The sequence below is a fragment of the Allobosea sp. CCNWLY174 genome (assembly GCF_037120455.1).
GTDB classification, from domain to species: domain Bacteria; phylum Pseudomonadota; class Alphaproteobacteria; order Rhizobiales; family Beijerinckiaceae; genus Allobosea; species Allobosea lupini.
Window position 1 is genome coordinate 1,065,188 of sequence record NZ_JBBBBQ010000001.1, and the last position, 20,647, is coordinate 1,085,834.

Below are 20,647 nucleotides of genomic sequence, written 5' to 3' on the forward strand. Positions count from 1 at the left end.
GATATCAACCGAGCGCCTGGGTGACCAGGGCGTGGAGGCGCGCCGGTCCGGATGCGACCGGCAGATCGCCGCGCACCATTGCGGTGACATCGCCAGCCGGCGCAAGACCATGCTGGACCAGCCAGTCGCCCAGTCCGGAGCCAAACGGCAGATCGACCCGGATGAACTGCCCTGCCCGGCCGTGCAGCCAGCAGGCGATCAAAGTGCGCGCATCCATCTCGTCTGCAGCCACGACCGGGCCAACCACCTGTCCGCGACCAAAGGCGCGCAGGATACTGAAGCCGATGGGCTGCCCAGCCTGCTCCAGCACCAGGCATTCGCCGCATTTCAGCAGCGCCGCCAGGACCGGCCCGCGTTCCAGGCCGGTCGCCTCTCGATCGAGCCGTTCGAGCATCGCCAGGTCGGCCGGGCTGCCCGGGCGTAGCCGCTTGCCAAGCGTGGGCTCGGGCTCAGCGACGACCAGCGCATGCCCATGGTACTGTCGCACGCCGCCGCCCCAGCTCCGGAAGCCGAGGCGGACATAGAGCGGCGCACCGGCGACGGTGGCGTTGAGCATCAGCGAACGCTGCCCGGCCTGTGCGAGCAGCTCCTGCATCAGGCGCTTGCCGATCCCGGCCCCCTGCTGCTCGGGCGCGACGATGATCATCCCGACCGTCGCATGGCTCTCGCCATAGGGCCACCACTGGCCGGTAGCGACGAGCTCGCCGTTGCGCTCCGCGACCAGACCGCGGCCGAGGCCGATCACGAACTCCCAGTCCTCACGGCGATGCGGCCAGCCGACGTGGCGCGACAGCTCCGCGCAGGACGCCGCATCGTCGATACGGATTGCCCGCAGCGTCAGCGCGTCCGAAGCCGCGATCCCGGTCATTCCCGTGCCGGCAGCGGACGCCAGGGAGCTCACGCGCCGACCTCCTGGACGACATAGACCTTGGCGATGTGCTCGTCGCTGTCCCAGGCGCATGGCGTGCCCTGCGCGACGAACACGCTCTCGCCCGCCGCGATCCGGACCGGGCGCCCGTCCGTCCCAGTCAAGGTGACGCTGCCGACGAGGATATGCATCAGCTCGTTGACCGGCTGCGGACGCAGGACGCGCCGATACGGCGTCGAATCCCAGATGCCGGCCCGCAGGCGCGCCGTCTCGTCGGTGAAGGCGTTGAAGCTCCGGCACTGCGGCACCGGCCCTTCGAGAAGGTTGGCCGGCGGCGGCGACGAGGGCGCCAGCGGCGCATCGGCCGGCAGCTCCGTCACGCCGGGGGCTGCGGAAGCTGCTCCGGTGCCGGCGCAGGAGACCCAGCTCGTGCCGGGCGCCGCATCGATGCGCAAAGCCGTGCCGCGCGCGATCACGATGCTCTCGCCCACCTGGACCGTGCGCCTGCCGCCGTCAGCGAGCGTCAGATCGAGACGCCCCGACCGGACGACGATCACCTCCGTGTGCGGGAAGGCCGCGCTGTCGAGGATGCCGGAAAACGTGACGCGCCCCACCGCCAGGTCCTGCGGCCCGCTCCAGACGGTCTCCCGGCCGGCGCCGAACGGATCGTCTTTGGACAATGGCCCGGCGCCGGAGGCGGAGACGTGAGCGGCGAAAACAATCGGAAAGGTCGGCATTAACGGTCCATCCAGCATGATGGTGCTGAGCTAGGCCGTTTCCCAGCCGCCGGATTGGAGGAAATTCGCGGGACGAGCGATCGGCATCGCGCCTTCGCTGCGCGGCTCCGAGAGTCTGTCCCGACCGGGCGCTGACCACGGCGCGGGATGATGCTTGCATCGCATTTTGACACAAGGACTAGCCCGGCGACAGGACACCCAGCGCGGGCAGATCGCGAGTGAGCTGATCGCCCAGGACAAAAACGAGGTTCAATCCGGCTCGCCGGTCCCGCCGTGCCGCTTCGCTGCAGCGATCCGAGCAGGTCGAGATCGTGTCCCAGATGCGCTCCCATTTCTTGCGCCAGGCAAACGGCCAGCTATAGGAAGCGCAGATCTTCGTCGGTAGATCGGCCTTCCGTCGCATCCTCGGCTTGTGCAAGGTCGTTCCCGTTGGCGCGCACAAACCAGATCAGATTTTTAGTGCGCGGTTTGATTGTATCTTCCCTGTTTCATCTGCGCCCGGGAGAGACGATCAGGCGATCGATAACATCGCGCGTGAATCCAAACACGCGCCCCCTCAGTTCTGACCTGGTCCACAGCAAGTAACCTGCTGCACCCGCAAGAATAAGCCTGATCATGTCGTCGCTTCTCTGGTTCACTCGGCCTCAAACGGCAGCGGCCTCTTTAGGTTCCCGCATGAGCGAAGCCCATACTGACTGGACAGGCGTGGCCGGAGCCAGAAATCGCGAACGCGGCCGGCGGCGCTGCGAAGCCCGACCGCCGCAATGGCCCGAGCGTTTCGTCAACACGTGGCGACGCTCCGCGCGCGGCAGACCCGCTGCGCTAAGAGCCGACATTGGCAAACTGCCAGGCGCGGACTTTCGCGCAGGCGTAGCTCAACGCTATGTCCATATGAAGGCTCGCAGGGTGTGGCTGCGGTCATGCATTCTCTAGGAAGCTAAAGACATCATCAAGAACGGGCGCTCGCCAGCTCATGGCGCGCGCGAGCGACGCCGCCGTTCCGGCGTGGCCGAGGCCGGCATAGGCCTTGAGCGTGACGGAGCGCGCACCGGCGCGGCGCAGTGCAGCGGCGAGCCGCTCGCTGTTGCGGGGCAGGACAGTGGTGTCGTCGGTGCCTGTCGCCAGCAGGATCGGCGGCGCGTCCTTGCGAGCGAAATGGATCGGCTGCGTACGTTCCAGATTGCGGGCATTGCCGAAGGCGGCTTTGGTCACGTCGATATCCAGCGGCAGGAAGTCATAGGGGCCGGACAGGCCTACGGCCGAACGAATGGCATTCGACGGCAGTCCAACCCGCGCGAGATAGCTCCCGTCCAGCGTCAGCATCATTGCATTGTAGGCACCCGCCGAGTGCCCCATGACATGAATACTGCGCGGATCACCGCCGTAACGCGCGACGTTGTCATGGACGAAGCGCAGCGCAGCAGCGCCGTCCTCGATGAAGACGGGGAAGCGCACCTCCGGCACGAGCCGGTAGTCGGCAATCACGGTGACGAAGCCGCGCGCAGCCAGCGCGTCACCGACGAAGGCATAGCTCTCCTTGGCTCCGTTGGCCCATGAGCCGCCATAGATGAAGAAGACGACCGGCCTTCCCGTGCCGCCGCCGGGCGGAACATAGATGTCCATCGTCTGGCGCGGATGGCGGCCGTAGGCGATATCGCGGGCGCCTTCGTTCAGCGCGCCCGGCCGCAGCACGGCGCAGCCGGCGAGCGCCATGCTGGACAGCGCCGCCATAACGGCCCGCCTGGAAGTCGATATCGTCATGGGCGCCTTTGCATTGCAGACCTCCGCGAATGTACGTCGGGCAAGGCGTGCTGGATCGCTGGGCTGAGCAAGCCGCGCGGCAAGGTAATCCGAATGGGCGCGCGCTGCGTATCTTCAGGTACCAAACCTGGAGGTCGTCATGCGCTTCGTCGCCGGCTACGTCGCCTTTCTCGTCGCCTTCGGCATCTGCGATGCAATCTGGCTCGGCACCATGACCGCCAGGCTCTATCGTCCGGCGCTCGGCGACCTGATCGTCGAGCAGGTTCGCTATGTGCCGGCTGCTCTGTTCTATTTCGGCTTTCCGCTGGGCGTGCTGCATTTCGCGGTGATGCCGGCCTTGCGCGACGGGAACGCCGGCGCCGCTCTCGTCAACGGGGCCCTGATCGGACTGCTTGCCTATGCGACCTATGATCTGACCAATTACGCCACGCTGCGGCCGTGGACGCTGACGATCACGCTCGCCGACATCGTCTATGGCACCGTCGCCGTCGGCTTCTGCAGCTGGGTGGCGTACGAGGTCGTGCGGCGGGCGATCGGCTGGGGCTGGCTCTGATCGCCACCGGCACCGCGCACGGCGTCAGACGGGCCTCAGCCGGTAGTGGTTGACGCCCCAGGCTGCGCCGCCCGAGTGCCCGAACAGCCCGCTCGTCGCCAGGAAGAACAGGCGCCAGCGTCGGCGCCATAACGGCGCGTCGTCGCCATAGGCCTGGCGCAGGATGGGTTCGATCGCCGGCAGGTTGCGGTCGAAATTCGCCAGCCAGTCCTCGGCCGTGCGCCGATAATGCTCGCCGCTCCAACGCCATTCCTCCTCGACGGCGAAGAGGTCGGGAAACTGGTGCGCCAGCGCAGCGCTCGGCATAATCCCGCCGGTGAAGAAGTGCTGGGCGATCCAATCTGCACTCTCCCCGACATCGAAACGATAGCAGCCGTGCGCGTGGGCGAAGACGTGCATGAACAGGCGCCCGTCCGGCTTCAGCCAGCCATGCACCCGCCCGAGCAGCGCACGCCAGTTCGTCATGTGCTCGAACATCTCGACCGAGACGACGCGGTCGAAGCGCTCCTCGATGGCGAAGTCGTTCATGTCCGCGGTGATGACGCGCAGATTGCCGAAGCCGCGTTCGCGCGCACGCTCTTCAATGAAGGCGCGTTGCGATGCCGAGTTCGAGACCGAGACGATCCGTGCCTGCGGGTAGGCTTGCGCCATCCACAGCGAGAGCGAACCCCAGCCGCAGCCGAGCTCGAGGATCTCCTGTCCGTCCGCGAGGCCGGCATGGTCGGCGGTCAGCGCCAGGGCTGCCTCCTCGGCCGTTGCGAGGCTGTCGGCAGGGCCAGCGTAAAAGCAGCAGGAGTATTTCCGCCTCGGCCCCAGGACCTGGTCGAAAAACGCCGCCGGCACTTCGTAATGCTGCGCATTGGCGGCATCCGTATGCACCGCGATCGGGCGATCCATCATCTCCTGCGCGAAGCTGGCGGCGTTGCCTGGCTGGGTCGTGAGCGTGCGCTCCGTTCGCCCGACCAGCGAGGCGATGACCATCCGGCTGACCGCATCGGGCACAGGCAAGGCCTCGCCCCAGCTCGACAACCTCTGCATGATCGTCATGGCATGGCTCCTTTGGGCGGCAGCGGGATGAAGGCGCTGGTCCGGCTCTGATAGTCGCGATACGCCGCTCCGTGCTTGGCGAGCATATGCTCCTCCAGCGGCGGAATGCCGGAGACGCCGACGAGCAGCAGGGTGATCGAAGCGGGCGCGAGCCAGGCCAGCCAGCCGATCGGGTAGTTCATGGCGGAGGCTATCACCGCATAGGCACACCAGAGCACGGCTTCGAAAAAGTAGTTGGGATGGCGCGACAAGGCCCAGAGACCCGTGTCGCAGACCCCTCCTCGTCCCGAACGTGCGAAGGCGCGAAGCTGCCGGTCGGCGATCGCGCCTCCGACGATGCCGACGAGGAAGATCGCGAGGCCCAGAGCATCCTGTGCCTGGCCAAGCGCGGCCGGGTTATGAGCCGCGAGGATGATGCCGATGGCGAGCGGGGTGCTTGCGAGCGCCTGGAATTGCAGCAGGCGAGCCATTCTGACGGGAGCCTCCGGGCCCCAGTCGCGCTTCATCCGGGCATAGCGCGGGTCATCGGAGATCCCCTTGGTGCGGCCGGCGATGTGCAAGCCGAGGCGCAGCGCCCATGCCGCCACAAGCACAGCGACGAAAAGGCGGCGGCCCAGCGGACCATCACCAAAAGGCAGGAGCGCGCCGATCACGCCGGTTGCGCCGAGGCCGAACGTCCAGACGACGTCGATCCAGCCGGAATTGCCGGTGCGGCGCTCGATCCGCGTTGCCAACTGCATGGTTGTCGACATCGCGACGGCGACGAAAAGCAAGGCCGCTAGAAAAGAGGCGAATGTCAAAACCGCACCAGTGGCTGCAACAGTCGACCGAGCCAGCCCTGCAGGAGCACCTTGCCAGTCATGGCGACAAGACAGGTGCACCCTTCGACCGGATCGACGGCCGGCGTGTGATCATGCTCGGTATCGGCTTCATCAAAGTCGCCGACGACATACCGGCCGTATTGGTGTTCGTAAGCGCCGGCAAGGATCGTCGTCCACTCGAAGCCGGTATGCTTGTGGGGTGGCAGGGCGATTCCAGGACCGGCTCTCAACATGAAAACCCGACTGTCCGCGCCCGGCACCTCGACCCTTCGCATTGCAATCCGAAGCCCGATCGGGCGCCACGGTCCAAGAGCATAGGGGCGCAGGACGGCCGGCAAGTCTGCCGCGATGGCAGGAGATGCGGCCGGGGCAGCGATCGCCGAATGCGGCTCGAGCTCCTCCGCCGGGTATCGCGCAGCCATGGGAATCGGCTCGATGCGATCGAGCAGTTCCCCCTTAATCGCCATGAACTCGCGCATGCGGCGCCGGCTTTCGCCGTCCAGCTCGAGATGGGCGGCGACCACCAAGGCAAGCCCCTCGTCGAGATGGCCGCCAGCGAAGGCGGCAAGGGTCTCGTCGGATGGGCGATGGGCCATGCTCATCGCAGATCCTCCAGCTTGCCGCGCAGATGCGACAGCGCGAGTCGCAGCCGCGACTTCACAGTACCGAGCGGGATCGCCAGACGCTGAGCCACGTCCTGGTGGCTGAACTCCTCCAGGAAGGCGAGCTCGACGACCCGGTACTGGTCGGCGGACAATCCGGTCATCGCTGCCCTGATCCGCGCGTCGCGCTCGGCTCCCGAGATGGTCTCGTCAGGCTGTTCGGGTCCGTCTTCATCCAGAATCTCATAAACTTGCGAAAGCCGCGAGCGAGTCTCCCGGCGGGCGATGTCGATGCGCCGGTTGCGCGCGATCGTTGCGATCCAGGTCGAGGCATTTGCCTTCGCCGGATCGAACAGCGCGGCTTTGCGCCAGACCGTGAGCAACGTCTCCTGCGCGATCTCCTCCGCCAGCTCCGCGGAGGTCCCGCCGCGCATCAGCAATCCTTTCACGCGTGGCGCGAAATGGTCGAAGAGCTCCGCGAACGCGGCCCGGTCACCCGAGCGCGCAACCGCGGCAATCAAGGCATTGGCGTCGAACAAGGCGAAGAACCGACCTCCCGGCGCTGCGGCTGACGCCTCGCGCATGTCTTCGACAGTCAGGGCGAATGCGGCAACCATAACGCAGATACGGTGGTGCCGCGGCGACGGATCACTGCGCTAACGGCACGCGCTAGTCGGCCGACTTCCAGCCAACGTCTCGGCAGACCAGGCGCCCGAGGATACAGCCGCGCGTAGTGAGTTCGCCCGGAGCGGTCTTGATCGTCATCGAATAGGTCCAGTCCCGCTTGGCATCGTAGGCGGTGCCTGAAAAGGAGCCGTCCGCCTCTCGCGACAATGTCATCACGAGCTTGTCCCCAACGGCTTCACCTTTGCTGGTATCGCCGATCCAGAGGTTGGTGGCACAGACCTTGTCACCACAAGGAGCAATACGGACCCGAGCGTTGCCGTCATCGCGCATCCAGGTGCCATCGAGCGCGGTCGAAGCCGCGCTCGCGGCGGATGGAGAGGCGATGATCAGGGCGAGCAGAAGACGTCTCATGCGATGTCCTTTCCGCGAGATGTGTCCCTTCTACGCTCGGCGATCCGATCCGGTTTCACTGTTCGGCGAGACGCCGGCATGCCGCTGGGCAAAAAGCCACCCTATCAGCGCGGTCAGCGACGCCGCGCTCAGGAAGTTCAGGCGCTGCAACGCAACGTATTCCTGCGGCTGGTAGTGATGCAGCGGTGCCGCGATGGCATCGACGGGCAGCAGATAGGCCCCGAAGCTCAATGCCAGAAAGCCGGCGGCATAAAGACGCTCGTCGCGACGAAAAAGCAGAGCCGCGAGCATCAGGCACGGGAACAGAAAGACTTCGACGCCTGACGCGCTGCCGAAGGCAAAGCGGCAAAGCAGCGTATTGCCGATCCCCGCGCAAAGCAGGAGGCAGCGCCCAAGCCTCGCATTGCGGCGCATCACGCTCGGAACCAGCGCGAACAGCGGCGTCGACAGGAAGGTCAGGAAGGACGGGAAGATCACGGGCGATACGGCCCAGTAGAGATAGAGCGGGTAGAAGGGCTGGTTGGAGACGATCACCAGGGCGACCGTATTGGCGATCGCCTCCCGTGGCCCTGGATGGGCGAGATGGGCATTCAATGCCGCGAACAGACGCCTCAACCCCTTGGCGGGCATGGCCAGACCTCCGGTTGCCTCGGTCTGTTTACGTCCGGCAATAGCGATCGGCCCACATCCCGGCAGAGATTTCCGGGACCGGGCGACAAATCCAAAGCGCAGCCCCCCGCGTATAGCCTTTCCGAAAAGCAAGGAATGGCCATGCCACAGGTTCAGGGACGCCCGCAGAGGATCGCCGTCATCGGCGCCGGCATCTCCGGCCTGTCGGCGGCATGGCTGCTGGGACAGGCCCATGACGTCGTGCTGATCGAGGCCGCCCCGCGGCTTGGCGGTCATGCAAACACTGTCCTGGTGCCCGGGGACGACGGCAGCGAAATTCCCGTCGATACCGGCTTCATCGTCTACAATGAGAAAACCTATCCGAACTTCGTCGCGCTGCTCGATCACCTCGGCGTTGCGACGCAGCCGACCGAGATGTCGTTCGCCGTCTCGCTCGATGGCGGCCGCCTCGAATACAGCGGCGCCGGGCTGACCGGCCTATTTGCGCAGCGGCGCAACCTCGCGAGCCCGCGCTTCTGGGCCATGCTCCAGGGCCTCGTCCGCTTTTATCGGGATGCCACACGCGACGCCCGGGCAGGAAGCGCCGGCGCGGCGACGCTCGGCGAATATCTGGCTGCCGGCGGCTATGGCAGTGCATTCCGGGATGACCACCTCCTGCCGATGGCCGCGGCGATCTGGTCGGCTCCGTGCTCGGAGATCCTGTCCTACCCCGTCCAGGCCTTCCTGAGCTTCCATCACAATCACGGGCTGTTGCAGCTGACCGACCGCCCGCTCTGGCGCACCGTCACCGGCGGCAGCGCCCGTTATGTCGCGCGGTTGCGCGAGCAATTCGGCGGCAGCGTGCGGCTGGGCGCGACAGTACGCCAGGTCAGGCGATCGCCGAACGAGGTCGTGGTTGCGGGCGACGGCTGGAGCGAGCGCTTCGACCAGGTCGTCTTCGCTGGTCATGCCGACCAGACGCTGGCCATGCTCGCCGATCCCGATCCGCTCGAAGCGAGCGCGCTCGGCGCCTTTCGCTACAGCCGGAACCGTGCCGTATTGCATGGCGACGAGGCGCTCATGCCTCGCCGCCGCCGCGCCTGGGCGAGCTGGAACCACATCGGCGAGCGCGCCCGGCCGGATGCCGCCTGCGCGGTCACCTACTGGATGAACCTCCTGCAGAACCTGCCTGGGCGGCGCCCCTTCTTCGTCACGCTGAATCCGCCGGATACGCTGCGGGCCGAGACGATCCTGCGCGAGGAGTTCTACGAGCATCCGCTCTTCGACCAGGCCGCGCTCGCGGCTCAGCAGCATTTCTGGGCGCTGCAGGGAGCAAGGCGCAGCTGGTTCTGCGGCGCCTATTTCGGCTCGGGGTTCCATGAGGACGGGTTGCAATCGGGGCTCGCCGTCGCCGAGGCGCTCGGCAATGTGCGGCGTCCGTGGACCGTCGCCGACGAATCCGGCCGCATCCCGCTCCCGGTCCGACGCGAGCAAGCGGCATGAACCGGCATTCGGCTCTCTATGTCGGGCGCGTTCGCCACAGCCGTTTCCGGCCGAGGCCGCATGCACTGGCCTATCGCGTGTTCTGGATGCTGCTCGATCTCGACGAGATCGACGCCCTGGCGAAGCAGTCGCACCTGTTCTCCCGCAACCGCTTCAATCTCTACGCCTTCCGGGATGCCGACTATGGCGACCGCAGCGGCAGGCCGTTGAAGGAGCAGGTCGCGGAAGCGCTGGCGACCGCCGGCATCGACTGGGACGAGGGCGCGGTGAGGCTGCTGACGATGCCGCGCATCCTCGGCTACGCCTTCAATCCGATCAGCACCTATTTCTGCTACGGCCGAGACGGCGCACTGCGAGCGACCGTCTACGAAGTCCACAACACCTTCGGCGAGATCCATAGCTACGTAGCGCCCGTCGGTGCGCAGGCGCGTCCCGTGCGGCAGGAGGCGGAAAAGCGCTTCCATGTCTCGCCCTTCATGAGCCTTGCCATGCGCTACGCCTTTCGGGTCGAGCCGCCGGGCGAGCGCGTCTCGATCGTGATCGACGGGCACGATGCCGAGGGCAGGCTGATCGCCGCCTCCCTCAGCGGCGAACGCCGCACGCTCGACGACGGCGCCCTTCTGCGCCTGCTGGCGAGCCACCCTTTGCTTACCTTGAAGGTCACCGCCGCCATCCATTGGCACGCGCTGCGTCTCCTGGCGAAGCGCGTGCGCTGGTGGACGCATCCTGCGCCGCCCGAGCATCGGTTCAGCACCGGCCGGGCGGCGACTCCTCATCCGAAGGGATCGACCCAGCCATGAGGCTTCCCGACACCGAACGCCAGGCAGAGATGCCCGAATCGTCGCTCTCGCTGCCGGGCGGCATCGGCCTTTACCGCTGGTTCCTGCGCCGGCTTCTCTCGCAGATCGTCATCGGCCGGCTGAGCATCGTCACGCCCGAAGGCGAGCAGCTTTGGAGTGGGTCCGCCGGTCCCGGCCCGCAGGCGGCGATCGTCCTGAAGAGCTGGCGCGCAATGCGTCGCCTGATGCTCGACGGCGACATCGGCCTGGCGGAGGCGTATCGCGACGGCGATTTCACAACACCCGATCTGACGGCACTGATCGAACTCGGAGCGCGCAACGACGCGACGCTGCGCCACCTTGTCTCCGGTACCTGGCCGGCGCGCCTGCTCAACCGCTTCCGCCACTGGCGCAACGCCAACAGCCGGACCGGTAGCAGCCGCAACATCACCGCGCACTACGACCTCGGCAACGACTTCTACCGTCATTGGCTGGATGAGAGCATGACCTACTCGTCCGCGCTCTACGAGGCGCCGACGGACACGCTGGAGGCTGCGCAACAGCGTAAGCTCGACAGGATCGTCGAGATGCTCATGCTGTCGGGTGGCGAACGGGTCCTGGAGATCGGCTGCGGCTGGGGCGCTCTGGCCGAGCGCTTGGCCCGCGAGGGCTGCCATGTCACCGCCATCACGCTGTCCCCGGCGCAGCTCGCCCACGCGCAAAGGCGGATCGCCGAAGCCGGGCTGGCGGACAAGGTCGACCTGCGCTTGCAGGATTATCGCGACATTGTCGGCCAGTTCGATCGCATCGTCTCGATCGAGATGATCGAGGCCGTGGGGCGCGACTATTGGCCGACCTATTTTGCCGCCTTGAGTCGCTCGCTGACGGCCGATGGTCATGCGGTGCTGCAGTCGATCACCATCGACGAGGCGCTGTTCGAGCCGTATCAGCAAGGGACGGACTTCATCCAGCGCTTCATCTTCCCCGGCGGGTCTCTGCCGTCGGTTCCCGCGCTGGTCGGCGCGGCGAAGGCTGCGGGGCTCGCCGAGATCGAGCGCCTCGCATTCGGCGCGAGCTACGCATTGACCCTGAAGGAATGGCGGCGGCGCTTCCTCGACCATTGGCCGCAGATCGCTTCGCAAGGCTTCGACGAGCCATTCCGCAGGCTTTGGGAGTTCTATCTCTGTTACTGCGAGGCCGGTTTCCGAGCCGGCACGATCGACGTCAGCCTGGTTACCTTGGCAAAGCGTCGTAGATGCCGGTAGTTATCAGCGTGGCGTTCGCTTCAGACTGAACCGTGCATCGCCGCGAAGTGAACGCCCGGATGCGGAAATCCTTGATGCCGGAAAAAGTCGAGAAACGGATTTCCCCTAAGTTTTTGCAGAAGCGGAAGGCAACCAGCTGCACTGGCGGTATCTCGGCCTCTCGTACTAAAGTCCCGTCGACCAGCAAGCTCATGAATTCGATCGTTTTGAAGATTGAAATATCGAGAATTCCGATCAAAGTATGCAATATCTTTGAATGGATGCGAGTGGGACTCCCCCAGGAACGCGAGATGAGGTAACCACCGCGCTACGAAATTATACTTCAATGGTAACGCTTGCAGGCTCCAGAATAACACAGGGCCGCCTCGGCGTGCAGAGATGCTGACCGAAGGCTTCGCGATGAAAATCGTCGTAAGATCGGGAGCGATTTTCTTGTGCCCCCACAGATGATCAGATGTCTCGACCTGCTCGAAACCGCGGCCTTGCCCGCCTCCTAGGCAGCAGGCCTCAATCGCTGCCAAAGCAAGAGATTCGAGAGCATCATCAGCTACCCTGATCAGATACCGCATTACAGAGCAGGGAATCTTCAGCTGGGTTGGCCGCCTGCAGCTTGGCGATCGCTCCGGAATTAAAGTCTGCTCTCGTCCCGCCGACTGCAACGCATTGATCCCTCGTACGCATCCCCGGCTGCGGCCTGAAAGTCTCGCCGAATGGGAAATTCGCTGCCGCGATGCGTCTTCGAGCCCCTCACGTCCTAGCGCGCTCAGTCGCGCGCCCGACACGCAATGGATTTGGTATTGAACAGGTCTGGCGACCGATTGAAATCACACACACTTTTTTGAGAATTCGTTTGAGGCTTCAGTTCTTTAGGCCTGAGGGGTTCTCTGCGCGAGCCGCGCGCCCCCCAAATTCTCGTCCGATGCGACGTCTGCGCGCGCATCGCCGCTCAAGAGGCAAAAGCGACGGAAGATGCGCAGTCAGGCGCAGGCACTTTCCAGCGAATGGGTTTTTGTAGGCGATTTTGTGAGTCGTTAATGATCACTTTAGGAATTTCTGAGCCAAATCAAGATCTTAAAGAAAAAATGGCGGAGACGGAGGGATTCGAACCCTCGATACCCTTGTGGGGTATGCTCATTTAGCAAACGAGTGCCTTCAGCCTCTCGGCCACGTCTCCGTTGGAAGGCTCTATGCCCGATCGCGACCCGCTTTGACAAGCCGTCAGGACACGCGATCGACAGTCATCCCGCAGATTGCCGCGATCCGGGCCATTTCAATGCCCACGGGCGCGGTCGATGCCCTCGATCCAGGCCATAGCCTCGTCGAGCGTCGGGAACACGGGCCCCGGCATCCGGGCATCCTCGGCCTCGCTCAGGCCGAAGCGGATGCCGTAGCCGTCGGCCTCGCGCCGAATCGCGATCAGCGACGGCCTGGCGAGAGGCTGCATGGCGGCAATGGTGTCGGCGGCTGTCATGGGCAATTCCCGTTCGGTCGCCGGAGAAAACGGCCCAGCGCCTGAACGGTTCCCGAACGGCGCGTTCAGGGACGCACAGCGCTTCGCTCACTTCCAAATGAAAAGGGGCCCGCGGCACGCCGCAGGCCCCTTCCCTCGCCTCTTGGAGGCGCGTTCGTCAGTCGGCCGCGACGATCTTGCCGGCTTCCCACTTGTACATGGCGAAGCTTGGCGAGCTCAGATCGCCGGTCTTGCCATAGGTCAGCGTGCCGATCGCGGTCTTGACCTCGAGGCCAGCCTTCAGGGCCTTGGCCACCGCATCGGCCTTGGCGTCCTTGCCGACCTTCTCGATGCCGGCCTTGAGCACTTCGACAGCGGCGTAGGCGTTGAGCGTGAAGGCCTCCGGCGGGATGCCCTTTTCCTTCAGCACCGCCACGGCCTCGGCCGAGGCTGGGTTCTTCAGCGCGTCGGTCGCGTTGGTGAAGAGCGTGCCGGCGGCGGTGTCGCCGCCGATCGCCCAGAGCTCGGTGTTGGAGAGCCCCTCACCGCCGATGATCGTTGCCTTGACGCCGGCATCATGCAGCTGGCGGGCGAGCAGGCCGCCCTCGGGATGGTAGCCGCCGAAATAGATCAGCTCGGCACCGCCCGACTTCAGCCGGGTGATCACCGCAGCGAGGTCCTTGTCGCCCGGGTTCAGGGTGAGATAGGCGACCTCGGTGATGCCGCCGGCATTGATGCCCTTCTTGAAGGAATCGGCGAGGCCTTTGCCATAGGTGCCCTTGTCGTGGACGATGGCGACCTTCTTGCCCTTCAGGTTCTTCAGCACGTAGGCGGCCGCGACTTCGGCCTGCTGGTCGTCGCGGCCGCAGGTCCGGAGGACGTTGGAAAGGCCGCGATTGGTCAGGGCCGGCGAGGTCGCGGTGGGGGTCACCATCAGCACGCCGCTCTCGGCGAAGACATCCGACGCGGCCATGGCGACGCCGGAGGTCACCGGGCCGACGACGAAGCGGACCTTGTCGCCGACCAGAAGGTTGGCGGCAGAGACGCCCTGCTTCGGATCGCCGGCATCGTCGGCGAGCTTCAGGACGACCTTCTCGCCGCCGATGCCGCCCTTCTTGTTGATCGCGTCGACGGCAGCCTGGGCACCGTTCTTGACCTGATCGCCATAGGCCGCGACCGCACCGGTCAGCGGCGCCAGCAGGCCGATGGTGATGTCGGCGCGCGCCGGGGCGCCAGCGAAAACCGCGGCGGCAAAGGCCGCCCCGATCAGGAACTGGGCTTTGAGCGTCATGTGCGTCTCCTCGTGAACCGTACAATCTTTGCGTGCGACCCGACCCATGGATCGCCTGCCACCTGTATAGGCCAGCGAAGGGCATCGCGGCACTGCGTGGCGCGTTTCTGAGCAGATGCAAAAATGCATGGCAGAGATGGCGAGGCCTCTCAGAGCAGCCAGAGCGCCCGCGCGAGCTGGACAGCGCCCGCTCCGAGCATCAGGCCGCCGGTCGCGCGAGCGACGCGCCCGCCGGCCGGCGCGAGCCGCTCGGCGGTGATCGCAAGCGCGAGAATGGCCATGGCGCGCAGATCCATAACGCCACCGACGAGGAGCAGCGTGGTCAACCCGGCGCAGGAGGCGCAGCAGCTCAGGCCGAGCCGCAGACCCCGCCTTATCGCGGCCGCCGCGCCGGCGCCTTGCCCGGCGACACGCGAGCAATGCGCGAGCATGGCCAGCTTCCATTGCGACATCTGGAAGAGACCGGCGGCGATCACGACAACCCCCGCAGCCAACGGCACGGCACGAGCCAGAAGCGGCCAGCGCAGCGCGGCCTCCAGCAGGAGCGCGCCGCCGGCGAAGATCGCCAGGCCGAGCGCCGACCAGACGAGGAGATAAGCGCAACCAGTGAGCGCGGCGAACAGATCCGGGCGAGTTGCGCCAGCTCGGGCTGCGCTCGCCCGCAGCCGCCAGAGCACCGGCGTGAGCGAAGGCAGCATCATCGCCATCGTCATCAGCGCCCACATGCCGAGGAAGGCTGCGGCCGCAGCAAACCAGGAGCCGCCGCAGAGCGACGTCCAGGCCGTCGACATCGACCAGCCGCCGGCCATCGGCACCTCGCCCATCTGCGCCATGGTGAGACAGATCGTGCCTGTCGCGATCGTGCTGGCGATGAACAGGAGGATGCAGATGGCGAGGAAGCTGCGGCCTGCATCGATGACGGAGCCGCCGGACGGAATGTCCGGCGCTCCGCGATCACTCTGCGCCAGAGCGGGATGCGAAAAGGTAGGAACCGGTTTTTCGCTGTGATCCCGCTCTGAACTCTTGGAATCGATCACGTTCACGATTTTGGGTCGGGTCGATCCAAAATCGTCGTGATCTATGGCGCTCAGGCGCAGCATGATTGAGCCGTCGCGGCCGACGAGGCGGCATAGGCGTCGCGATGGCGCCACCAGATACCGCCGGCCTCGTTGCGTCCCTTCGGCGCGCGGTCGAGCCAAGGATACATGCTCCAGATCGCGTCCATGCCGCGGGCATAGCTGGAATAGGTGTGATAGATCGTGCCGCCTTCGCAAATGAAAGCACTCACACCTGGCCGCTCGCGCATGTAAGCGCCGGTATCGGTGCCGGATATCCGGGCGAGCAAAGCTTCGGCCCCTTCCGCACCGGGCTCGCCCTCACGCCAGTCCCGCTCCGGCTCCTTCTGGAAGTTGTAGGTGATCTCGCCCTGACGCTGCTGGTCCTCCGTGAAGGAGGCGCTGAAGTCGAAGTTGAAATCGCCCGTCGCCGAGGAGGCCCAGGGGAAGCTCCAGCCCATGCGCCGCTTGAAGGCGACGAGCTTGTCGAGCGAGGCCAGCGACACGGCGGTCAGCGTCACGTCATGGTTGGCGAGGTGGACGTGAATGCCGTTGAAGCCATCGGCGATCAGCGAGCAGGACGGGCAGCCGGCGGAAAAATCCGGCCCGAACATGAAGTGGTAGATCAGGAGCTGGGAGCGCCCGGCGAAGAGATCGGCGAGGCCGACCTGCCCCGCCTCCGTGGTAAACCGATAGTCCTTGTCGACCCTGACCCAGGGCAGAGCCTGGCGCTGCAGCGCCACGGCATCGCTCTGCCGCGTCAGCGCCTTCTCGGCTGCGAGCAGGTCGAGTCTCGCCTTGAGCCAGTCCTCGCGGGTTCCGGTGAGATGAGCCGTCATGATGCTTGCTCCTGCCTTCGGTTGACATTCGCCGCCCGCCGTTTCGCGATGCGGCGTCGGAAGCAGGGGTAGGCTCGAGCCGACAGGGAGCGGGAGTGACAAGTTTGGCGGGATTCGAAAGCTGGGCATGGACTCGCTGATCACCGCGGCCGGGCGGGCCCTGGCGGCGGGCGATCCGTTCGGGGCGCTCAACCATGTCGCCCTGCGCGAAGATGCGCCGGCGCTGGCGCTGCGCGGCATCGCCATGGCGCAGCTCGGCGACCTCGCCAGGGCCAAAGCATTGCTGAAGCGCGCCGGCCAGGGCTTTGGCGCGAAGGAGCCGGTGGCGCGGGCCCGCTGCATCCTGGCCGAAGCCGAGATCGCCTTGGTCTCGCGCGATCTCGGCTGGCCGGCCAAGGCGCTCGATGCGGCGCGCGCGGTGCTCGAAGCCCATGGCGACCGGCTCAACGCCGCCCATGCCCGCACGATCGAGGTGCGCCGGCTGCTGCTGATCGGCCGGCTCGGCGAGGCCGAGCGCCTGCTCGGCGGCTTCGACAAGAGCCCGCTACCGCCGGCGCTGGATGCGGCGCGCGCGCTCGCCATCGGCGGCATCGCGCTCAGACGGCTGCAGGCGGAGGCGGCCCGCGCAGCGTTCGCACAAGCGGCAGAGGCAGCCGAACGCGCCCGCATCCCGGCACTGATGGCCGAAGTCGAGGCCGCCGCGCGCGTACTGGCAGCCCCGGCGGCGCGATTGATCCTGCGTGGCACGGAACGCCCGCTGCTGCTGGGCGAGGTCGCGGCGCTGCTCGCCTCGGGCAGCTTCGTCGTCGATGCCTGCCGCAACGTGGTACGCGAGGCAGGTACGGCCGTGCCGCTCGCCACTCGCCCCGTGCTGTTCGCGCTCGCTCGCGCCCTCGCCGAGGCCTGGCCGGCGGATGTCTCGCGCGAAGATCTGCTGAAACGGGCCTTCCGGGCGAAGGAGGCGGACGAATCGCATCGTGCCCGCCTGCGGGTCGAGATCGGGCGGCTGCGCGCCGAACTGCACGGGATCGCCGAAATCAGCGCGACCCAGCGCGGCTTTGCCCTGAAGCCGCGCCGGGCGGGCGAGGTCGCGGTGCTGGCGCAGCCGCTGGAAGAGGCGCATGCCGACGTGCTCGCCCTTCTCGCCGATGGCGAGGCCTGGTCGAGCTCGGCCTTGGCGCTGGCGCTCGGCACGAGCCAGCGCAACATGCAGCGCGCGCTCGAGACGCTGGCTGGGGCCGGCAAGATCGAGTCCTTCGGCAAGGCGCGGGCGCGGCGCTGGCTGACCCCGCCGGTGCCGGGTTTCCCGACAGCCTTGTTACTCCCTGCCCCGCTGCCGGATCGCTAGATCTCGTCCCGGTCCAACCGAACAGAGGAGATATTCCCATGACCAGGACAGCCAGGATCGTCCGCGAATACGGCCCCTTCCCCGGCATCGAGGCCGTGCACGGCGTCAGCTATGACGGCAGCCGAGTCTGGTTCGCCTCGGGCGACAAGCTCAATGCGCTCGATCCCGACAGCGGCGAGACGACCCGCAGCCTCGACGTCCCCGCCCATGCCGGCACCGCCTTCGACGGCAAGCACCTTTACCAGATCGCCGAGGACCGCATCCAGAAGATCGACCCGGAGAGCGGGCGTGTGCTCTCGACCATTCCGGCACCCGCCGGTGGCGGCGATTCCGGCCTCGCCTGGGCGGAGGGCACGCTCTGGGTCGGGCACTACCGCGAGCGCCAGATCCACCAGATCGATCCGGAAACCGGCAAGGTGCTGCGCACGCTGCAGTCCAACCGCTTCGTCACCGGCGTGACCTGGAGCGACGGCGAGCTCTGGCATGCGACCTGGGAGAACGAGGAAAGCGAGATCCGGCGGGTCGACCCCGAGAGCGGCGCGGTGCTCGACGCCATGCGCATGCCGGAGGGCACCTTCGTCTCCGGCATGGAAGCGGGCGGCGATCGCTTCTATTGCGGCGGCGGCGGGAAGAACGGCGTGGTCAGGGCGGTGGCCCGGCGCTGAGTCAGGTCAGCGGACGACGCGCCCGCGCTGTCGCGTTCCGTTCGGCAGGCGGCAAGAGCAGGCCGCACCAACCCGAAGTCGACTTGGCGCCGCGCAGGCCCGGCGCGACGTCCTGCAATAGGCCGTGACCACACTGCGCAGCGCGGGATCACTCGACCCGTAGCGCGGCATGGTGATCGGGTTCGACGAGCGCGGCGCGCCCCGCGGCGTGCCGCCATAGTCGACCGGCGGGCCGGCGCCGGGGATGCCGCCGGCACCCGGCGCGTGCAGCCTGATATCGGGCTGGTTGTCGAAGATCGACGGCGGCCCCAGACCCTGGCGCGGGCCGTCCGGCGTCAGCGGCGCATTGCCCGGCGTGCCGATCTGGGCGTGTGCTGGATGGAAGAGCAGCAATGCCGCCAGTGCCGGCACCAACCATTTCCAATACGTCATCATCTCTCGCCTTCCTTCCGGCAGCTCGCCCGACAGTAATCCCTTCGGATTAGTTCGAGCGACCTAAAGTTTTCACTCGAATAGAATAAAATCAAGTCAATACCACATGCTATTGCTCAACATGCCGGCTTGGCCGTGTTCGAGCGTCTAGAACAAGCCATCCCGAATACATCTCTTTTTTGCGCTGAGCGGCCGCTCGACCGCCCGGGCGGGAGGCACGTCATGCGGTACCTGCCGAGCAAGATCTTTATTGCGGGACTTCTCGCGACCACGTCGACCTTTGCTTATGCCCAAGGGACGAGCCCATGGCCTGAATACCACGAGGGCTTTGCCGTCAACGGCAACCCGACGCCGCAGCCCCATAGCGGCTGCGAACGCAAGCTCATCAGAGACAATTGGCTTTGGGAATGCGATCCGGCGGCGCGTGGCAACCCGTTCCGCCCGACCGCATCCGCATCCGGCCCAAGCGCGTCGGATGCCGGCGGAGTGCGATATTACAACGCCGTCTCCCCAAACGGCCGCAGGACCCGGGCACCGAGCCGGGACTGCGTCGTCATGCAGTCCGAACGCGACCTGCTGTGGGCCTGCCCGCCGCTTGCCACCGCGTCGATCGGCGCCACCGCCACAGTCCCCCAGGGCACCGCGGCCGGCAATGTCCAATACTACAATATCGTCGCCGCCAACGGGAGGCGCACGCGCGCGCCCGGTCCCGGCTGCACCGTGGTCCAGCAGGGCGGCAACCAATACTGGGCCTGCCCGCCGCTGACGACGGGAGCCTTGTCCTCGGGAGGGCCAAGCGGCCCTGGCGATGCGGGAGGCAACGGCCGTAACGGCAGTGACGGCTTTGGCGGCGGCGCTGGGGGCTCGTCCAATGACGGCTCGGGCGGCGGCTCCGCAAGCAATAGTGGCGGCGGTGGCCAGGGTGGCGGCGGTCAAGGTGGCGGCGGCCAGGGCGGCGGTGGTCAGGGTGGCGGCGGTCAGGGCGGCGGCGGCCAGGGTGGCGGCGGCCAGGGTGGCGGCGGTCAGGGTGGCGGCGGTCAGGGCGGCGGCAGTCAGGGTGGCGGCGGTCAGGGCGGCGGTGGTCAGGGTGGCGGCGGTCAGGGCGGCGGCGGCCAGGGTGGCGGCGGTCAGGGTGGCGGCGGTCAGGGTGGCGGCGGCCAGGGCGGCGGCGGTCAGGGCGGCGGTGGCCAGGGTGGCGGCGGTCAGGGCGGCGGCAGTCAGGGTGGCGGCGGTCAGGGCGGCGGTGGCCAGGGTGGCGGCGGTCAGGGCGGCGGTGGTCAAGGTGGCGGCGGCCAGGGTGGCAGTGGCGGAGGTGGCGGCGGCCAGGGTGGCAGTGGCGGAGGTGGAGGTCACGGAGGTGGCGGCGGTGGCCATGGCGGTAATGGCGGCGGAGGCCACGGCGGCAATGGCGGAGGTGGAGGTCACGGCGGTGGCGGCCATGGCGGCGGCGGTGGCCACGGAGGTGGCGGCCACGGTGGCGGCGGCGGTGGCCACGGTGGCCATGGCGGCGGTGGCCACGGCGGCAATGGCGGCGGAGGCCACGGTGGCGGAGGCCACGGTGGCGGCGGCCATGGCGGCGGTGGCCATGGCGGCGGCGGTGGAGGTGGCGGCCACGGCGGCGGCGGGAACGGGAGCAATGGTGGCGGAGGCCACGGCGGCAATGGCGGAGGTGGAGGTCACGGCGGTAACGGTGGCGGCAACGGTGGCGGCGGCCACGGCGGTGGCGGCAACGGCGGAGGCCACGGTGGCAACGGCGGCGGCGGCCTTGGCGGCGGTGGCGGTGGCCATGGTGGCGGCGGCGGCGGTGGCGGTGGCCATGGTGGCGGCGGAGGCGGTGGCGGTGGCCACGGTGGCGGCCTCAGCCGCTGACGCGGCAGCTCCATTCGGCCGGGCCATGTGCCAGCCCGGCCGGATCGTGCGCGTTGCCAGGCGAACGATGCGAGCGCCTTCGGCCAGCAGCCGGCACGGATCTGAGCGCACACGT

Annotated in this window: 22 protein-coding genes, 1 tRNA gene and 1 pseudogene; 6 read left to right on the forward strand and 18 right to left on the reverse strand. The window is 67.1% G+C overall.

Annotated features, from left to right (window positions below; translation table 11 throughout):
• Positions 1–4 precede the first annotated feature (4 nt).
• From V7S63_RS05105 to V7S63_RS05120, 4 genes and pseudogenes are all read right to left on the reverse strand, one after another.
• The gene (locus V7S63_RS05105; protein ID WP_336529417.1) at positions 5–901 is read right to left on the reverse strand and encodes a GNAT family N-acetyltransferase; all 897 of its coding nucleotides are present in this window, start codon (positions 899–901) and stop codon (positions 5–7) included.
• Complete coding sequence (locus V7S63_RS05110) at positions 898–1,605, reverse strand: cupin domain-containing protein (protein ID WP_336529418.1); 708 nt, start codon at positions 1,603–1,605, stop codon at positions 898–900. Before V7S63_RS05110 ends, V7S63_RS05105 begins: the two co-directional genes overlap by 4 nt.
• Before the next feature lie 259 nt (positions 1,606–1,864).
• Positions 1,865–2,008, reverse strand: a pseudogene (locus V7S63_RS05115) (DUF2256 domain-containing protein); the annotation flags it as partial.
• 515 nt (positions 2,009–2,523) lie between these two features.
• The gene (locus tag V7S63_RS05120; RefSeq protein WP_336529419.1) at positions 2,524–3,318 is read right to left on the reverse strand and encodes an alpha/beta hydrolase; all 795 of its coding nucleotides are present in this window, start codon (positions 3,316–3,318) and stop codon (positions 2,524–2,526) included.
• A gap of 187 nt (positions 3,319–3,505) precedes the next feature.
• Here V7S63_RS05120 and V7S63_RS05125 point away from each other — a divergent pair, with 187 nt between their 5' ends.
• Positions 3,506–3,919 carry a DUF2177 family protein gene (locus V7S63_RS05125; RefSeq protein ID WP_091833295.1) on the forward strand — a complete coding sequence of 138 codons (414 nt, stop codon included), beginning with the start codon at positions 3,506–3,508 and terminating at the stop codon, positions 3,917–3,919.
• 24 nt (positions 3,920–3,943) lie between these two features.
• Here V7S63_RS05125 and V7S63_RS05130 read toward each other — a convergent pair whose 3' ends face one another.
• The 6 genes from V7S63_RS05130 to V7S63_RS05155 all read right to left on the reverse strand — a co-directional run bounded on the left by V7S63_RS05130 (position 3,944) and on the right by V7S63_RS05155 (position 8,057).
• Positions 3,944–4,966: an SAM-dependent methyltransferase gene (locus tag V7S63_RS05130; RefSeq protein WP_336529420.1), complete on the reverse strand. Its 1,023-nt coding sequence runs from the start codon at positions 4,964–4,966 to the stop codon at positions 3,944–3,946.
• Entirely contained in the window at positions 4,963–5,706 is a 744-nt protein-coding gene (locus V7S63_RS05135; protein WP_336529421.1) for a DUF1295 domain-containing protein, read from the reverse strand. The genes V7S63_RS05130 and V7S63_RS05135 overlap by 4 nt, the downstream gene beginning before the upstream one ends.
• Positions 5,707–5,762: 56 nt before the next feature.
• Positions 5,763–6,389 carry a ChrR family anti-sigma-E factor gene (locus tag V7S63_RS05140; RefSeq protein ID WP_336529422.1) on the reverse strand — a complete coding sequence of 209 codons (627 nt, stop codon included), beginning with the start codon at positions 6,387–6,389 and terminating at the stop codon, positions 5,763–5,765.
• Positions 6,386–6,928 carry a sigma-70 family RNA polymerase sigma factor gene (locus tag V7S63_RS05145; protein ID WP_244543800.1) on the reverse strand — a complete coding sequence of 181 codons (543 nt, stop codon included), beginning with the start codon at positions 6,926–6,928 and terminating at the stop codon, positions 6,386–6,388. The genes V7S63_RS05140 and V7S63_RS05145 overlap by 4 nt, the downstream gene beginning before the upstream one ends.
• A 130-nt stretch (positions 6,929–7,058) precedes the next feature.
• Positions 7,059–7,427 (reverse strand): DUF2147 domain-containing protein, encoded by a 369-nt coding sequence (locus V7S63_RS05150; RefSeq protein ID WP_336529423.1) that lies wholly within the window; start codon positions 7,425–7,427, stop codon positions 7,059–7,061.
• A 30-nt stretch (positions 7,428–7,457) separates the two neighbouring features.
• Positions 7,458–8,057, reverse strand: a complete 600-nt coding sequence (locus V7S63_RS05155; RefSeq protein WP_336529424.1) for a hypothetical protein — start codon at positions 8,055–8,057, stop codon at positions 7,458–7,460.
• A 141-nt stretch (positions 8,058–8,198) separates the two neighbouring features.
• Here V7S63_RS05155 and V7S63_RS05160 point away from each other — a divergent pair, with 141 nt between their 5' ends.
• The 3 genes from V7S63_RS05160 to V7S63_RS05170 are packed head-to-tail and all read left to right on the forward strand — an operon-like array spanning position 8,199 to position 11,583.
• Positions 8,199–9,539, forward strand: a complete 1,341-nt coding sequence (locus V7S63_RS05160) for an NAD(P)/FAD-dependent oxidoreductase (RefSeq protein ID WP_336529425.1) — start codon at positions 8,199–8,201, stop codon at positions 9,537–9,539.
• Positions 9,536–10,339 (forward strand): DUF1365 domain-containing protein, encoded by an 804-nt coding sequence (locus V7S63_RS05165; protein WP_091833269.1) that lies wholly within the window; start codon positions 9,536–9,538, stop codon positions 10,337–10,339. Before V7S63_RS05160 ends, V7S63_RS05165 begins: the two co-directional genes overlap by 4 nt.
• Positions 10,336–11,583: a cyclopropane-fatty-acyl-phospholipid synthase family protein gene (locus V7S63_RS05170; protein ID WP_336529426.1), complete on the forward strand. Its 1,248-nt coding sequence runs from the start codon at positions 10,336–10,338 to the stop codon at positions 11,581–11,583. The genes V7S63_RS05165 and V7S63_RS05170 overlap by 4 nt, the downstream gene beginning before the upstream one ends.
• Here V7S63_RS05170 and V7S63_RS05175 read toward each other — a convergent pair.
• The 6 genes from V7S63_RS05175 to V7S63_RS05200 form a co-directional block, all read right to left on the reverse strand.
• A complete protein-coding gene (locus V7S63_RS05175; RefSeq protein ID WP_336529427.1) occupies positions 11,552–11,776 on the reverse strand; it encodes a hypothetical protein in 225 nt (74 codons plus the stop codon). The two genes, V7S63_RS05170 and V7S63_RS05175, sit on opposite strands and share 32 nt — an antisense overlap.
• An 890-nt stretch (positions 11,777–12,666) precedes the next feature.
• A tRNA-Ser gene (locus tag V7S63_RS05180) sits at positions 12,667–12,757 on the reverse strand.
• 96 nt (positions 12,758–12,853) lie between these two features.
• Positions 12,854–13,054: a hypothetical protein gene (locus tag V7S63_RS05185; protein ID WP_091830418.1), complete on the reverse strand. Its 201-nt coding sequence runs from the start codon at positions 13,052–13,054 to the stop codon at positions 12,854–12,856.
• A gap of 157 nt (positions 13,055–13,211) precedes the next feature.
• Positions 13,212–14,324: a branched-chain amino acid ABC transporter substrate-binding protein gene (locus V7S63_RS05190; RefSeq protein ID WP_336529428.1), complete on the reverse strand. Its 1,113-nt coding sequence runs from the start codon at positions 14,322–14,324 to the stop codon at positions 13,212–13,214.
• 149 nt (positions 14,325–14,473) lie between these two features.
• Entirely contained in the window at positions 14,474–15,367 is an 894-nt protein-coding gene (locus V7S63_RS05195; protein ID WP_336529429.1) for a DUF2182 domain-containing protein, read from the reverse strand.
• 44 nt (positions 15,368–15,411) lie between these two features.
• Positions 15,412–16,218, reverse strand: coding sequence for a DUF899 domain-containing protein (locus tag V7S63_RS05200; protein WP_100964306.1), 807 nt, complete (start codon positions 16,216–16,218; stop codon positions 15,412–15,414).
• Positions 16,219–16,345: 127 nt separating this feature from the next.
• Between V7S63_RS05200 and V7S63_RS05205 the strand changes: the two genes are divergently transcribed.
• Together V7S63_RS05205 and V7S63_RS05210 are read left to right on the forward strand one after the other, a co-directional pair.
• Positions 16,346–17,566, forward strand: a complete 1,221-nt coding sequence (locus tag V7S63_RS05205; RefSeq protein WP_336529430.1) for a helix-turn-helix domain-containing protein — start codon at positions 16,346–16,348, stop codon at positions 17,564–17,566.
• A gap of 38 nt (positions 17,567–17,604) precedes the next feature.
• Positions 17,605–18,231, forward strand: a complete 627-nt coding sequence (locus tag V7S63_RS05210) for a Vgb family protein (RefSeq protein ID WP_336529431.1) — start codon at positions 17,605–17,607, stop codon at positions 18,229–18,231.
• A 6-nt stretch (positions 18,232–18,237) separates the two neighbouring features.
• Here V7S63_RS05210 and V7S63_RS05215 read toward each other — a convergent pair whose 3' ends face one another.
• Together V7S63_RS05215 and V7S63_RS05220 are read right to left on the reverse strand one after the other, a co-directional pair.
• Positions 18,238–18,666 (reverse strand): hypothetical protein, encoded by a 429-nt coding sequence (locus V7S63_RS05215; protein ID WP_336529432.1) that lies wholly within the window; start codon positions 18,664–18,666, stop codon positions 18,238–18,240.
• 144 nt (positions 18,667–18,810) lie between these two features.
• On the reverse strand, positions 18,811–20,511 hold the full coding sequence (locus V7S63_RS05220; protein WP_336529433.1) for a hypothetical protein: 1,701 nt from the start codon (positions 20,509–20,511) through the stop codon (positions 18,811–18,813).
• Between the last annotated feature and the right edge of the window lie 136 nt (positions 20,512–20,647).